The sequence below is a fragment of the Streptomyces melanosporofaciens genome, assembly GCF_900105695.1.
In the GTDB taxonomy this organism is placed as follows: Bacteria; Actinomycetota; Actinomycetes; order Streptomycetales; family Streptomycetaceae; genus Streptomyces; species Streptomyces antimycoticus.
In genome coordinates, this window is sequence record NZ_FNST01000002.1 from 7,067,849 (window position 1) to 7,082,498 (window position 14,650).

Sequence of the window (14,650 nt, forward strand, 5' to 3'; positions counted from 1 at the left end):
GGTCGGAGGATTTTTGACGCACGCTTCTTGACCGAGCCCCAACAGCCGGTGACGCTGCAACAGAACGGCACATGACCGTACGCCCCCGAGAAGGAGCCCCCATGGGCCGCAGATCGCGCCGGCGCCTCGGCGCCTGGCTGGCAGCCGCGCTGTCTCTTGTCGCCACCCTCGCCCTGACCGGCCCCGCCCCGGCGCGGGCCGATGTGGTCAACCCCCGTCAGCAGTGGCTGCGCGACTCCCAGGCGGGCCTCTTCCTGCACTGGGGCATGCGCACCTCGCCCGGCTACACCAGTTGCTCCGCCTGGGAGAAGGCGGTCACCGACGGCGGCTGGAAGGCCGACTATTGGGTGGCCGAGGCCCAGAAGCTGCACGCCTCCTACCTGGTGCTGGCCTCCTTCCACAGCCGTCTGGGCTACGCCCGGGCCTGGCCGTCCGCCATCCCCGGAAGCTGCTCCACGAAGCGGGACTTCCTCGGCGAGCTGATCGAGGCGGCGAACGCCAAGGGGCTGAAGGTCATGCTCTATATGACCGACGACCCGCAGTGGCATGCCGAGGGCGGCCATGAATGGCTCGACTCGACGGCCTACTCGGCCTACAAGGGCCATGACGTCGACCTGACCACGCGCGACGGCTTCGGCGAGTACTCCTACGACAACTTCGTGGAAGTGATGCGGAAGTACCCGAAGTTGTCCGGGTTCTGGATCGACAACGACAACGACTACTGGATCGACCACGGGCTCTACGAGAAGATCCGTGCCGACCGTCCCGGCTGGCTGCTGAGCAACAACAACGAAGACACGCCGATCATGGACACGGTCAGCAATGAGCAGAAGACCGGGATGACCCCGGCCTACGACTATCCCCAGGCCATCTGGACCCCGCAGCCCCGGCTCACCGAAGCCTGCTTCAAGCTGCCCAGCAGCGGGGCCTGGTGGTACAGCGGCACCGATTCGGCGGTGGACCACGGACTCACCCTCGGCCGGCTGATCAGCAACTCCGGATCCTCCGTCAAATCGCTCATGGCCGAAACCGCCCAGGTGAACGGGCGGTTCCCCAGCAAACAGGAAGCCTTCAACGACTACGCCAAGACCTATCTCGACACGATCTGGGGGTCGCTGGGCGGCACCGAGGGCGGTGGCTACTCCTACGGCGGACTGCGGCCCGGCGCCTGGAACGACGGCGCCCACGGGGTGACCACGGTGAGCAAGACCGACCCCGACCGCCACTTCGTCCACGTCCTGACCAGGCCGTCGGGCTCCACGCTGACCGTGCGGGACAACGGCTACAAGGCGACCGGCGTCACCGACTTCCGCACCGGCAAGAAGCTGAACTTCCGCCAGCGCGACGGCAGGATCACCATCTCCGGCATCACCGGCTGGGATCCGTACGACACCGTCCTCGCGGTGCGCACCGACGGCCGCCAGGGTGTCGTGCCGGCCAGTTCGGTCACCGCGAGCGCCAGTGTCTCCGCGAGCGGCCACCCCGCCTCCGCCGTGCTCGACGGCGATCCGGAGACCTCCTGGGACAACGCCACCACCCTGCCCGCCTCGGTCACCTTCGATCTGCGGTCCGCCAAAAGCCTCCGCTATCTGGCGGTGAACCAGCGGGAGTGGTCGGTCTCCTACGCCCGCTCCGACACCGAGCAGTCCGCCCGCATCCGCGACTACCAGGTGCAGGTCTCCGGCGACGGCCGCGACTGGGGCAGCCCGGTGGCGAGCGGAACGCTGCCCAGCGCCCGCGGGGTGGCGTTCATCGACATCCCCGCCACCACCAAGCGCTATGTCCGGCTCACGGTGAACAGCACCTGGGCGGCGGCCACCGACACCAAGCACTACCGCAAGCTGCTGCTCGACGAGGTGCGCATCGGGACGGCCTATCCCGGCAGCGGCTCGTGACCCCGTCCCCGGCGACGACGCCGTCGGCCACCGCGGACGGCAGCACCACCCCCGACGGCGGGGCGCTGCGGATCCGGACCGCCGACCGACGGCCCGACTGAGGGTCCACCCCGTCCCGTTGACCAATCCCCACCCAGTTGGAAGGCAGGTCGAAGCCATGAACGACACCACACCGCACACGGCACCCGAGGCGATGGACCGGACCCGTACGGACGCCGGGGAAACCGCCTGGCAGACGCCCGACTACGTGGTCGTGGGCACCGCGCTGGAGGTCACCGCCTACTCGCTGAACGCCCGCTGAGCTCCCCGCCATGCGCGTGCGCGTGCTCGGCACCGCGGCGGGTGGCGGCGTACCCCAGTGGAACTGCGCGTGCCCCGGATGCTCCGGGGCACGCGCCCACCCGGGATGGCGCCGCCGCCATGCCTCACTCGCCGTCCAGGCCGCCGAAGGCCGCTGGTATCTGGTCAACGCCACCCCCGACCTCGGCGAACAGGTCGAGGAATGCCCCGAGTTGCACCCGGGGCCCGAACCGCGCCGGACCCCGCTGGCCGGGGTGATCCTCACCGACGCCGAACTCGACCACACCCTCGGCATCGCCCGGCTGCGCGAGGCCGACGGCATCGAGATCGTGGCCACCGCCCCGGTGCGCAACGCGCTGCTGACCGGACTCCACCTGGGCGAGGTCCTCACCCCCTATGCCCGGCTGGACTGGCGCCCCCTCGACCCCGGGGACCGGCCGCTCGCCGAGGACTCGCCCCTCGCCATCGGCGCCGTCCCCGTCTCCGCCAAACGCCCCCGCTACGCGGCCGGACTCGACGCCGCGGACGACGATGCCCCGGACGACGACGCCTGGGTGGTCGCCCTGCGGCTGACCGACCGCACCACCGGCCGCTCCCTCCTCTACGCCCCCGCGCTCGCCACCTGGCCCGATGCCTTCCAGCGCGCCGCCGAGAGCGCCGACCACGTCATCGTCGACGGCACGTTCTGGTCCGACGACGAGCCCTCACCAGCGGCTTCGGCTCGCGCACCGCCACCGCCATGGGGCATCTGCCGATCGACGGACCCGGCGGCACGGCGCGGCGGCTCGCCGCACTCCAAGCGCGCACCCTGTACACCCACCTCAACAACACCAACCCCCTCAACGACCCGGCCGCGCCCCAGCACACGGTGCTGCGGGAACTGGGCGTCGAGGTGGCCGCAGACGGGATGGTGATCGACCTGTGAGCACCCCACGGACACGTCTCGAGGAGCGGCTGCGCGCCGTCGCGCAGGAGCGGTACCACGACCGCCACCCCTTCAACGTGCGGATGCACGCGGGCGAGCTCACCCCCGCCGAACTGCGCCGCTGGATCCTCAACCGCTTCCACTACCAGCGCCATATCCCCATCAAGGACGCGCTGATCACCGCGAAACTCGACACCGCACGGCTGCGCCGGATGTGGCTGCGGCGCATCCAGGACCACGACGGCGCCGCCGACGGCGAGGGCGGCATCGAGCGATGGCTGCGGCTCGGCGAGGCCGCCGGTCTGGACCGGGACCGGCTGCTGTCCGGCGCCGAGGTGGTGCCCGGGGTGCGGCTGGCGGTCGACGGCTACGTCAACTTCTGCCGGTTGCGCGGGCCGCTGGAAGCCGTCGCCGCCTCGCTCACCGAGCTGTCCGCGCCCGGCATCATGCTCACCCGTATCGACGCCTTCGAGCGGTACTACCCCTGGATCGAGCGCGCGGGCCTGGCCTACTTCCGCAACCGGGTCGACCAGGGGCGCCGGGACAGCACCGAGGCGCTCGACCTGGTCCTGACCTGGGCGCGGACCCCCGACGACGAGGACCGCGCGGTGGCGGCGCTCGCCTTCAAATGCGATGTGCTGTGGTCGCTGCTGGACGCGGTCGAGCACGCCGACACCAAGGACGGCCCAGGGGAGGAGGCATGACCACAGCCGACACCCCGCCCGTCCCGGACACCCCGCTCGCCCCGGACACCCCGCCCGCCCCGGATTCCTCATCCGCCCCGGACTCCTCACTCACCCCGGACACCCCCTCACCCGTCCCGGCCGGATGGCGGCCCGCGCTGGCGCCCGCCGTGAGCCTGCGCCACGACCGGGTGCGTGACGCCGATCTGCTGGTGCTGCCCGAGCGGGTGGTGGTGCTGCGGGGCAGCGCCGCCCGGATCCTGCGGCTGTGCGACGGCGACCGCGACCTCGAGGCCATCGTGGCGGAGCTCATGAGCCGCTTCCCCGGTGCGCCCGTGGCCGAGGACGTGCCCGCCTTCCTCGGCCGGATGCGTACGGAGGGCTGGGTCCGATGACCGCCGCGCCCCGCCCCTGGGCCCTGCTCGCCGAGCTCACCCACGGATGCCCGCTGCACTGCCCCTACTGTTCCAACCCGCTGGAGCTGGTCCGCCGCTCGCGGGAGCTGTCCACCGCCGAGTGGACGGAGGTGATGCGCCAGGCCGGGGAGTTCGGCGTGGTGCACACCCATCTCTCCGGCGGGGAACCGCTGTTGCGCCGCGATCTGGCCGAGATCGTCACCGCCGCCGAGTCCGCCGGGATCTACACCCAGCTCGTCACCAGCGGGGTGGGCCTGGACGAGGCCCGGCTGGCCGACCTGATCGCCGCCGGGCTGCGCAGCGTTCAGCTCTCCCTGCAGCACGCCGATCCGGCCGCCTCCGACCGGATCGCCGGATACCGCTCCTTCGCCGCCAAGGAGCGGGCCGCCGCCCTGGTGCGCAAGGCCGGTCTGCCGCTCGGGATCAATGTCGTCCTGCACCGCGACAACCTCGACGCGCTCGACGCCATCATCCAGCGCGGCCTGGACTGGGGCGCCGACCGGATCGAGCTGGCCAACACCCAGTTCTACGGCTGGGCGCTGCGCAATCGCGACGCCCTGCTGCCCACCCGCGACCAGCTCGCCCGGGCGCGGGAGACGGTCGAGCGCCGGCGGCAGCGGCTGGGCGGCACCGTCGACCTGGTGTGGGTCGTGCCCGACTACTTCGACGGCGTCGCCAAGCCCTGCATGGGCGGCTGGGGCGCGGTCTCGCTGACCGTCGCGCCCGACGGCACCGCGCTGCCCTGCCCCGCCGCCGCGAGCCTGCCGGACCTGGACCCGCCCCATGTACGCGACCACACCCTGGAGTGGATCTGGGACCACTCCACCGCCTTCAACCGCTACCGGGGCGAGGAGTGGATGCGGGAGCCGTGCCGCACCTGCTCCCGACGCGCGGAGGACTTCGGCGGCTGCCGCTGCCAGGCGTACGCCCTGACCGGCGACGCCGCCCGCACCGACCCGGCCTGTGCGCTCGCCCCGGACCACGGCGTGATCCGCGCGCTGACGGACGCCGGGCAGCCGGCCGGGGCGCGGGCCCCGGCGCGGACCGGCGGCTATGTGTACCGCAAGCCCGGAGGAGGGTGAGGCCGGGCACGGTTTGGCGCATACGCCTCCACTTCCGTAAAGTTTCGCCGTTGTCCAGGGGAACAGGCGAACCAGAAAGCGGCAGCGGCGATGACGGTGATAGACGAAGGCCGGGCCGAACGGGCGGCGGCCGAGGAGCCGGGCATCGACCCGGAGCGGCTGGCGACCTGTCTGAGCGTCCTCGCGGAACTCGACCGGCTGCCGGTCGACCACCCCGACGCGATCATGGTCCGCCGGGCCACCTCCGGGATCTACCGCAGTGTGAAGCAGCGCAGGCGCCAGGAGCGGCGAGCGGCGAAGACCGCCCACGACAAGGCGGTGACCGAGGCCACCGCCACCGGCGCCGCCGACCGGATCGACGACGAGACACTGGGCCGCGCGCTCAGCAGCTCCGTCTCCACCGAGATCGCGGGCATCCTGGCGCGCCCCCGCTCCTGCTACGTCTGCAAGACCCGGTTCGTCGAGGTCGACGCCTTCTACCACCAGCTCTGCCGCGACTGCGCCGCCGAGAACCGGGCCCGCCGCGACGCCCGCACCGATCTCACCGGTCGCCGCGCCCTGCTCACCGGCGGCCGGGCGAAGATCGGCATGTATATCGCGCTGCGGCTGCTGCGCGACGGCGCGCACACCACCGTCACCACCCGCTTCCCGGGCGACGCCATCCGCCGCTTCAAGGCCATGCCGGACAGCGGGGAGTGGCTGCACCGGCTCAAGGTCGTCGGCATCGATCTGCGCGACCCCGCCCAGGTCATCGCGCTGGCCGACGAGGTCGGCGCCGCGGGCCCGCTGGACATACTGATCAACAACGCCGCCCAGACCGTCCGCCGCACACCCCAGGCGTACGCGGAGCTGATAGCGGGCGAGTCGGCGCCGCTGCCGGCCGGGGAGCTCCCCGAGTCCCTGGTGCTCGGCGCCTTCGGCAGCGGCGCCCAGGCGGCCCTGCCTGCGCCCCGCACGCCACAGGACGGCGCCCTCACCCCGCAGGACCTCACCGCCCTCGCCCTCACCAGCGGCTCCGCCTCACCGGCCCGGATCGAGGCCGGGACCGCGATCGACGCGGGCGGGCTGGTGCCGGACCTGGACCCGACCAACACCTGGGTGCAGCGGGTCAACGAGGTGGACCCGGTCGAGATGCTCGAGGTCCAGCTCTGCAATGAGACGGCGCCGTTCATCCTGGTGAGCCGACTGCGCCCGGCGATGGCCGCCTCGCCCGCCCGGCGCAAGTACGTGGTCAACGTCTCCGCGATGGAGGGCAAGTTCGGCCGGGGCTACAAGGGCGCGGGCCATCCGCACACCAATATGGCCAAGGCCGCGCTGAACATGCTGACCCGCACCAGCGCACGCGAGATGTTCGAGGCCGACTCCATCTTGATGACGAGCGTCGACACCGGATGGATCACCGATGAGCGCCCGCACCCGGAGAAGATGCGGCTGGCGGCCGAGGGCTTTCACGCCCCCCTCGACCTGGTGGACGGCGCGGCGCGGGTCTACGACCCGATCGTCCGGGGCGAGGCGGGCGAGGACCTCTTCGGCTGCTTCCTGAAGGACTACGCCCCCACGTCCTGGTAGTGCCGGGGCGCCGCCAGGGGTTGCGTCTCGTCCGGCGCGGTCCGGCGTGGCGTCAGGCGCTCGCCTTTCCGCCCGCCGCCGGGGTCCGGCGGGCGGGGGAGATGCCGAAGCGGCGGGCCAGGCGCCGCAGGCGGGCGCGGGCGGAGGCCCGGCCGCGCTCCCAGAAGCGGGCGAACCGGCTCGCGCGCAGCTCCTCGAAGAGCTCGTCGTAGCGGCGCGCGAGCGGCGCGGGGTCGTAGGCGCGGGAGCTCTCCAGGGCGGCCGCGGCCATCGCCTGCCGGGCCGGGGGGTCGGCCATCAGCTCCATCAGGGCGCTCGCCAGCGCCTCCTTGTCCCCGGTGGGAACGAGCCGCCCGGTGACCCCGTCCTCGATGATCTCGGCGGGGCCGAGTGGGCAGTCGGTGCTCACCACCGGCACCCCGCAGCGCATGGCCTCCACGATCGTCATCCCGAACGACTCGGCGTCCGAGGCCACCGCGACCAGCGACGCCTTCGCGAACTTCTCCTCGATGGGAGAGTAGGACCCCATCAGCTCTGCGCTCCCGGACAGGCCCAGCCGCTCGATGCGCTCCGCGAGCCGCTCCTTCTCCGCGCCCCCGCCGTAGATCCGCAGCCGCCAGGCCGGGAACTTGGCCGTGACCTCCGCGAAGGCGTCGATGAGCAGGTCGAAGCGCTTGCCGCGGACCAGTCGCCCGGCCGCCGCGATCACCGGCGTGGTGCCCTCGGAGGGGGCGACGGCCGGTTCCGGGACGCTGTTGGGTATCGCCAGGGTCCGCACCCCCGGCAACGGCATCTTCTTGCGGTAGATCGCGGCGTCCGCCTCCGTCGTGGTGACGATGGCGTCCAGCAGCCGGTAGTGCGGGGCCAGCTCCCGCCGCAGCTTCTTGCTGTGCGCGTCGTACCGCAGATGCTCCTGGGCGATGCGCAGCGCCCGGCGGGGGGCGAAGCGCGATATGTAGACGTTCACCCCCGGCCGAGTGCCGATGATCACATCGGCGGGGCAGTCGCGCAGATACTCCGCGGCCCGCGTGTCGATCAGGCGGTTGTACTGGCGGTGCCGCTTCTCGGCAGCCGGGAAGTCCCGGCTGGCCTCGAAGAACAGCGGGTCCTTCGCGTCCGCGCGCTCCGGACGCGTGTCCACCAGGGGGACCAGCCGCACCCGGGGGTCGAGGGCGAAACGCGGCGTCTCGCGATGCCGCATCATCGAGACGATCTCCACCTCGTGGCGGTCGGCGAGCGCCGTCGCGAGATTCATCGTCGTCCGGATCGTTCCGCCGATCCCGTAGGCGTTGTGCAGCAGGAATGCGATCTTCATGCGGTATTTTCTCCGGCCGGTTGCATCCCCGGGGCGAGTTCCCCCCGGAACGTAACGGACACCTTGTCCGGGCCCGGTAAGCCCGTCGCGTGAAGAAGGTGAGAGCGGGGTAAGAAGCCCCGCTCAGGACCCCCGCCCGGGGCGGGCACCGCTGTGGCCTTGGCAGACTCGGGGTGTGACCAACACCGTGCTGCTCGCCGAGGACGACCGTGCCATCCGCCAGGCGCTGGAACGCGCCCTGACCCTGGAGGGGTACCGCGTCACCGCCGTGCCCGACGGGATAGAGGCGCTGGCGGCCATCCACCGCGAGCGCCCGGACGTGGTCGTCCTCGATGTGATGATGCCGGGCGTGGACGGGCTGCAGGTGTGCCGGGTGCTGCGCGCCGAGGGGGACCGCACCCCCATCCTGATGCTCACCGCGCGAGTCGAGACCGCCGACCGGATCGAGGGGCTGGACGCCGGGGCGGACGACTATGTGGCCAAGCCCTTCGAGGTCGAGGAGGTCTTCGCCCGGCTGCGCGCCCTGCTGCGCCGCGCCGCCCCCGCCGAACCGCCCGCGCCGGAGGATGCCGCCATCGACGGTGTGCTGGAGGTCGCGGATCTGCACCTGGACTCCTCGGCGCGCCGGGTCTGGCGCGGTGGTACGGAGCTGGAGCTGACCCGCACCGAATTCGACCTGCTGGAGCTGCTGGCGCGCAACGCGGGCATCGTGCTGGACCACACCACCATCTACGCCCGCATCTGGGGCTACGACTTCGGCCCCGGATCGAAGAACCTCGCCGTCTACATCGGCTATCTGCGCCGCAAGGTCGATCCGGAGGGGCGCACCCCGCTGATCCATACGGTGCGCGGTGTCGGATACACCCTGCGGGAGGAGTAATGGTGCGGTTTCCACCGCTCCGCCGTGGGCGGCCCAGTCTGCGGACCACCTTCGCGCTCTCGTTCGCGGCGGCGGCCTCCGTGGTCACCCTCCTGGTCGGCGGTCTCAGCTATGACGCGGCGGCCGGGCTGGTGCGGGTCGACCAGCAGACGGCGTTCGACGACGTGGTCCGCGATCTGCGCGGCGAGGTCCGCGGCGAGAAGGTGATCCTGCGGCAGTACCCCACCGAGTCCACCGTGCCCGTCCCCTACGACCTGCGGGACGATCTGCGCCGGATCAGCCGGATGGACGTCCAGGTGATCAATGGCAACGGCACGGTCTACGACGCGGGCAAGCCCCCGCTGCCGGTTTCCGGCGACGACCGGATCGCCGCCGCCTCCGGCACACCGGGCACCGTCGTACGGCGCGAGATCGGCATCGGCGGAGAGCAGTACCGCATGGCCACGGTGGCCGTGGGCGACGGCAGCGGCGCGGTCCAGGTGGCCCAGCAGATCAGCGACACCGAGGATCTGCTGCGCGAACTCCAGAAGCGCACCGCGCTGTTCGTGGTCGCCGTCATCCTGGCCGCCGGACTGGTCGGCTGGTGGCTGGCCGGGCGGATCACCCGGCGGCTGGTGCGGCTGACCCGGGTCGCCGAGAGCGTGGCCGCGACCGGCCGGATGCAGGTGGCGGTGCCGGTCGCCGGGGACGACGAGGTGGGCCGCCTCGGGCGGGCCTTCGACGGCATGCTCGGACAGCTCGCGCGCTCCAAGGACGACCAGCGGCGGCTGGTCGAGGACGCCGGGCACGAGCTGCGCACCCCGCTCACCTCGCTGCGCACCAATATTTCGCTGCTGCGCCGCTTCGAGGAGCTGCCGGGGCCCGCGCGCGAGGATCTGCTGGCCGATCTGGCGGGGGAGACCCGGGAGCTGACCGACCTCGTCAATGAGCTGGTGGAGCTGGCGGCCGGACAGCGGGACGACGAACCCCGTACGGAGGTCTCGCTGGCGGAGGTGGCCACCACCGCCGCGACCCTCGCCCGACGCAGGACCGGCCGGGAGATCACCGTACGCGCCGAGGGCGACACCCGGCTGACGGGCCGCCCGGCCACCCTGCAGCGCGCGATCTCCAATCTGGTGGAGAACGCCGCCAAGTTCGACCGGGACGGCACCGAACCCGTCGAGGTGATGATCACCGGCCGCCGGGTGGAGGTCCTGGACCGGGGCCCGGGCATCGCCGAGGAGGACCGCGAGCGCGTCTTCGACCGTTTCTACCGCGCGCCCGGCGCGCGCAGCCTGCCCGGTTCGGGGCTGGGCCTGGCCATCGTGCGCGAGGTCGCCCTCGCACACGGCGGCACCGTCTTCGCCCGGCCGCGCCCGGGCGGCGGCGCGGTGTTGGGCTTCACGGTCGGCGACGGCACCGAGGAGCCGTGACACCGGGCCGTGAGGCCCGGCCACGACGATCGTGCCGCTGGGGCTTCCGGGCTGCCTAGGCCTTCCGGGCCACTCCCGCCCACATGTTGATGTCCGCGCTGCGGATGGCCTCCGGACGGTCGCCGGGGTCCGGGTTCCAGTGGTGGGGCTCCGACACACCCGGGTCGACCAGCTCCAGACCGTCGAAGAAGGCTCCGACCTCGCTCTGGGAGCGGGTGGTGAAGGAGATGCCGCTCTCCTTGTAGACCTGGATGACGTTCCGCCAGGTCTCCGCCGAGAAGTCATGGGTGGAGTGGGTCAGCATCAGATAGCTGCCCGGGGCCAGGGGCGCCATCAGCTCGCGGATGATCTCGTACGGCTTGTCCTCCTCCGGAATGAAGTGGAAGAGCGCGTTCACGGAGATCGCCACCGGCTGGTCCAGGTCCAGCGTCTCATGCAGCTCGGGAGCGCTCATGATCCGCTGGGGATCGCGCACATCCGCCTGCACATAGGACGTACGGCCCTCGGGGGTGCCGATGAGCAGCGCCTGGGCGTAGGCCAGCACGATGGGGTCGTAGTCGGTGTAGACCACCCGGGCCTCCGGGGCGACGCCCTGGGCGACCTGGTGGAGGTTGGGCTCGGTGGGTATGCCGGTGCCTATGTCGAGGAACTGCCGGATCCCGGCCTCCCGGGCCAGCCAGCGGGTGGCGCGGTGGATGAAGGCCCGGTTGACGGTGGCGTTCAGCCGGACGGTGGGATAGACCTCCAGCACCCGCCCGGCGGCCTCGGCGTCGACCTCGTAGTGGTCCTTGCCGTTGAGGTAGAAGTCGTACATCCGAGCCGGGTGCGGCTTGGTGGTGTCGATCTGGTCAGGGGCGAGCCCGTAGTCGGTCACGCGGCCCTCCGTTCCGGTGCGGTACCCGCCGAGGAGGTCAGGTTGGGGTCTGGACGTGTGAGCAGGAAGTCCGCGGCGCCGGCCTTGGCACCTTGGATGAACCTCTCGATTTCATGGTGGGTGTAGATCAGGGCAGGGCCGTCGGGATCGGTCGACTGACGCAGGGCGACCCGCCCGTCGTGCAGCCTCAGAGCCTCCACGCAGGCACCGCCGTTGGGACCGCTCCACGGCTTGGCCCAGCCTTCGGTCCCCAGATGTTTGGCCGGCATGCCGTTGTACACATGTACCTGATCCACAGTCAGAGCTCCTTGCGAATCCCACGGAGAAAACTCTCCGTGCGCCGCGCCGGTGTGGCCTGGGTGCCCATGCGGTCCAGGGCCTCCAAATAGGCGGCCACATCGGAACGTTGGTCGAGATAGCCGGCGCCGGTCAGGCCCTCGGCGTAGACGATGTCCGGCAGTTCCGGGATCTGGAACCGGAAGAGCTGGAAGGGTCCGCCCATGCCCGGGTGCGGGCCGGCGGAGAACGGCACCACCTGAAGGGTGACGTTGGGTTTTTGTGACGACTCGATCAGGTGGTCGATCTGGGCGCGCATCACCTGGGGACCCCCGATGGACAGCCGGAGCACCGTCTCGTCCATCACCACCCACAGATGCGGTCCGTCCGGGCGGCTGAGCAGCTCCTGGCGCTCCATCCGCAGTGCCACCCGGCGGTCGAGCTCCTGGCTGGACCCGTGCGGGAAGCCGATGGAGAGCAGCGTGCGGGCGTACTCCTCGGTCTGCAGGAGTCCGGGGACGAAATGCGGCTCGTAGGCGCGGATACGGCTCGCCACGCCCTCGAGGCTCACATAGAGACTGAACCAGTCCGGCAGCACATCGCGGAACCGGTGCCACCAGCCCGGTCTGTTGGCCTCCTCGGCGAGTGCGAGGAAGGAGTCGATCTCTTCCTGTTCGGCGCCATAGGTCTGCAGCAGCTTCTCGACGTAGGGGAGTTTCAGGCCGACCTCGGCCTTCTCCATCCTGCGCACCGTGGTCTGGTTGACGTGCAGCGCCCTGGCAGCCTGGTCGTAGCTGACGCCGGCTTTCTCGCGAAGGTCCCGCAGCCTCATGCCGAGGACCATCTGCCCGACGGTCGGGGCAGATCGCGCTTCACCCACGTCGTACCTCCTGGGACGGTCTTGTCAGGATCAGTGTGCCACGTGCGAGGTGAGGGGCAACAGAGTGCGCTGGCTATTCTGCATTTTGCAGATCGCGCCTTGCCAACTGGTGCTCGCAGCAACGATAGTGACGGATGTGACCAGTCCAACGTGACTGCTGTGTCGCGCACTTGCGGCATTCACGTACGGCATTCACGCCCCCACAGGTAGACGGACGGAAGGCACATGGCCGTGGCATTGCGTCAACGCTCGACGATGGCCCACCACCCGAACTCCGGGAGCGTTGCCTCCGCCCTCCGTCAGGAGAGGTTCCAGCTGTCTGCCAGAGGTGCCTCGGTCGCCCTCGCCCGGCACCGGGTGCGCTCACGCGTACTGGAGTGGGGCTTCCAGGAGGATCTCTGTGAGTCCGCCGAGCTGGTGATGTCCGAGCTGTTCACCAACGCCCTGGTGCACACCGGAAGCGAGCAGATCCTCTGTGTGCTGCGCGCCCATGAGCGGCGCATGCTCTATATCGAGGTCGCCGACCAGGGCGGCGGACCGGCCGTCCCCACGCCGAGGGAGGCCGGTCTGGAGGACGAGTGCGGACGCGGACTCGCGCTGGTCCGCGCCCTGGCCGACGCGTGGGGGGACCGGCCGGGCGTGAACGGCGGACGGGTGGTCTGGGCTCAGATGAGCGTGACCACCGGCCGCTGACGCCGGGCCCGGCCCCTCGGCGCCGTCACACCGCGGTCGTCCGCTGCTTCCCCGGGGCGGCCGGGCCGTCCGCGCGGTCCCGGGAGAGGGCGGCGTCGCGAGTCTCCCGCATGGTGAGGTAGACGATGAGCGAGACGGCCGCACACGCCGAGACGTACCAGTAGTAACCGGACTCCGCACCGCCCTTCTTGAACCACAGCGCCACATACTCGGCGGTGCCGCCGAACATCGCGTTCGCCAGCGCGTACGGCAGGGCCACCCCGAGCGCCCGGACATGGGTGGGGAACAGCTCCGCCTTCACCACGGCGTTGATCGAGGTGTAGCCGGTGACGATGACCAGCGCCGCGAGCGAGAGCAGCAGCGCCCCCGTGAAGGTGTCGGTGTGCGACAGCGCGGTCATGATGGGGACGGTGCCGAGCATGGAGCCGAAGCCGAAGGTGATCAGCAGCGGACGGCGCCCGATCCGGTCCGAGAGCGATCCGGCCAGCGGCTGCAACAGCATGAACAGGAACAGGGCACAGAAGCTCACCAGCGACGCGTCCGACTTGCTCAGACCGGCCGTGTTCGACAGGTACTTGGTGAGATAGGTGGTGTACGTGTAGTACGCGACCGTGCCGCCCATGGTCAGCGCGATGACGAGCACCGCCTCCTTGCGGTGGCGCAGCAGCTCGGCGATCGTGCCCCGTTCGTCCTGGTGGGCGTCCTCCTCGGTGTAGACCTCGGTCTCCAGCAGATTGCGCCGCAGCCAGAAGACCACCGCCGCGCCCACGGCGCCGACGATGAACGGAATGCGCCAGCCGTAGGAGTGCAGCGCGTCATCGGACATGGTGTGCTGCAGCACGATCTGGAGACCGAGACCGATCAGCTGGCCCATCGTCATCGACACGTACTGGAAGCTGGAGACGAAACCGCGGCCGCCGGGCCGGGACGCCTCGGTGAGATAGGTGGCACTGGCCGCGTACTCACCGCCCACCGACAGGCCCTGCAGCAGCCGCGCCACCAGCAGCACGGCCGCGCCGAAGTAGCCGACCTGGTCATAGGTCGGGGCGATGGCGATGAGCAGCGCGCTGGCCGACATCAGCGTCACCGTCAGGGTGAGCGCCGCCTTACGGCCGCGCCGGTCGGCGAACCGGCCCAGCAGCCAGCCGCCGACGGGACGCATGAAGAAGCCGACCGCGAAGATCCCGGCGGTGTTGAGGAGCTGTGCGGTGTCGTTGCCCTTGGGGAAGAAGGCTCCGGCGAAGTAGGTGGCGAAACTCGCGTAGACGAACCAGTCGTACCACTCGACGAGATTTCCGATCGAGCCGCCGAAGACGGCTCGCCAGGGTGTGCGCGCTGGGCTCGGGGGAGCGCTGTCGGTCACGGGGCCTCCAAGTGAGCGGGGTGATCTCCACACCCCTACCCCGCGGAGGCCCGGTTGGAAAATACGTGCGACGGCGCCGGTTGACGC

15 protein-coding genes are annotated in these 14,650 nt (G+C 71.0%); 10 read left to right on the top strand and 5 right to left on the bottom strand.

The window, feature by feature from the left end; all coding sequences use genetic code 11:
- Positions 1-101: 101 nt before the first annotated feature.
- From BLV72_RS33565 to BLV72_RS33595, 7 genes are all read left to right on the top strand, one after another.
- Positions 102-1,895 (top strand): discoidin domain-containing protein, encoded by a 1,794-nt coding sequence (locus BLV72_RS33565; RefSeq protein ID WP_093467074.1) that lies wholly within the window; start codon positions 102-104, stop codon positions 1,893-1,895.
- A gap of 193 nt (positions 1,896-2,088) precedes the next feature.
- A complete protein-coding gene (gene pqqA, locus BLV72_RS33570) occupies positions 2,089-2,196 on the top strand; it encodes a pyrroloquinoline quinone precursor peptide PqqA (RefSeq protein WP_107417566.1) in 108 nt (35 codons plus the stop codon).
- Between the two features lie 10 nt (positions 2,197-2,206).
- Positions 2,207-3,109: a pyrroloquinoline quinone biosynthesis protein PqqB gene (gene pqqB / locus BLV72_RS33575; RefSeq protein ID WP_342030686.1), complete on the top strand. Its 903-nt coding sequence runs from the start codon at positions 2,207-2,209 to the stop codon at positions 3,107-3,109.
- Positions 3,110-3,116: 7 nt separating this feature from the next.
- Positions 3,117-3,824 (top strand): pyrroloquinoline-quinone synthase PqqC, encoded by a 708-nt coding sequence (pqqC, locus tag BLV72_RS33580; protein WP_093467077.1) that lies wholly within the window; start codon positions 3,117-3,119, stop codon positions 3,822-3,824.
- Entirely contained in the window at positions 3,821-4,198 is a 378-nt protein-coding gene (gene pqqD, locus BLV72_RS48910) for a pyrroloquinoline quinone biosynthesis peptide chaperone PqqD (protein ID WP_208905812.1), read from the top strand. The genes pqqC and pqqD overlap by 4 nt, the downstream gene beginning before the upstream one ends.
- On the top strand, positions 4,195-5,301 hold the full coding sequence (gene pqqE, locus BLV72_RS33590; RefSeq protein ID WP_093467078.1) for a pyrroloquinoline quinone biosynthesis protein PqqE: 1,107 nt from the start codon (positions 4,195-4,197) through the stop codon (positions 5,299-5,301). Before pqqD ends, pqqE begins: the two co-directional genes overlap by 4 nt.
- 90 nt (positions 5,302-5,391) lie before the next feature.
- A complete protein-coding gene (locus BLV72_RS33595; RefSeq protein WP_093467080.1) occupies positions 5,392-6,870 on the top strand; it encodes an SDR family NAD(P)-dependent oxidoreductase in 1,479 nt (492 codons plus the stop codon).
- 52 nt (positions 6,871-6,922) lie between these two features.
- Here BLV72_RS33595 and BLV72_RS33600 read toward each other — a convergent pair whose 3' ends face one another.
- Positions 6,923-8,185 (bottom strand): glycosyltransferase family 4 protein, encoded by a 1,263-nt coding sequence (locus BLV72_RS33600; RefSeq protein WP_093467081.1) that lies wholly within the window; start codon positions 8,183-8,185, stop codon positions 6,923-6,925.
- 175 nt (positions 8,186-8,360) lie between these two features.
- Between BLV72_RS33600 and BLV72_RS33605 the strand changes: the two genes are divergently transcribed.
- Complete coding sequence (locus BLV72_RS33605) at positions 8,361-9,065, top strand: response regulator transcription factor (protein WP_093467083.1); 705 nt, start codon at positions 8,361-8,363, stop codon at positions 9,063-9,065.
- Positions 9,065-10,477, top strand: coding sequence for a HAMP domain-containing sensor histidine kinase (locus tag BLV72_RS33610; protein WP_093467084.1), 1,413 nt, complete (start codon positions 9,065-9,067; stop codon positions 10,475-10,477). The genes BLV72_RS33605 and BLV72_RS33610 overlap by 1 nt, the downstream gene beginning before the upstream one ends.
- A gap of 55 nt (positions 10,478-10,532) precedes the next feature.
- On the opposite strand, the gene BLV72_RS33615 is transcribed toward BLV72_RS33610, so the two are convergent.
- Genes BLV72_RS33615 through BLV72_RS33625 form a run of 3 tightly spaced genes read right to left on the bottom strand, consistent with a single transcriptional unit; the run spans position 10,533 to position 12,507 of the window.
- Positions 10,533-11,351: an SAM-dependent methyltransferase gene (locus BLV72_RS33615; protein WP_093467086.1), complete on the bottom strand. Its 819-nt coding sequence runs from the start codon at positions 11,349-11,351 to the stop codon at positions 10,533-10,535.
- The gene (locus BLV72_RS33620) at positions 11,348-11,620 is read right to left on the bottom strand and encodes a DUF397 domain-containing protein (RefSeq protein ID WP_371864716.1); all 273 of its coding nucleotides are present in this window, start codon (positions 11,618-11,620) and stop codon (positions 11,348-11,350) included. Before BLV72_RS33620 ends, BLV72_RS33615 begins: the two co-directional genes overlap by 4 nt.
- Before the next feature lie 29 nt (positions 11,621-11,649).
- On the bottom strand, positions 11,650-12,507 hold the full coding sequence (locus BLV72_RS33625; protein ID WP_093467089.1) for a helix-turn-helix domain-containing protein: 858 nt from the start codon (positions 12,505-12,507) through the stop codon (positions 11,650-11,652).
- A gap of 225 nt (positions 12,508-12,732) precedes the next feature.
- Between BLV72_RS33625 and BLV72_RS33630 the strand changes: the two genes are divergently transcribed.
- On the top strand, positions 12,733-13,200 hold the full coding sequence (locus BLV72_RS33630) for an ATP-binding protein (protein WP_093467090.1): 468 nt from the start codon (positions 12,733-12,735) through the stop codon (positions 13,198-13,200).
- A 25-nt stretch (positions 13,201-13,225) separates the two neighbouring features.
- Here the strand turns inward: BLV72_RS33630 and BLV72_RS33635 are convergent, their stop codons facing one another.
- On the bottom strand, positions 13,226-14,563 hold the full coding sequence (locus BLV72_RS33635; protein ID WP_093467092.1) for an MFS transporter: 1,338 nt from the start codon (positions 14,561-14,563) through the stop codon (positions 13,226-13,228).
- Positions 14,564-14,650 lie beyond the last annotated feature (87 nt).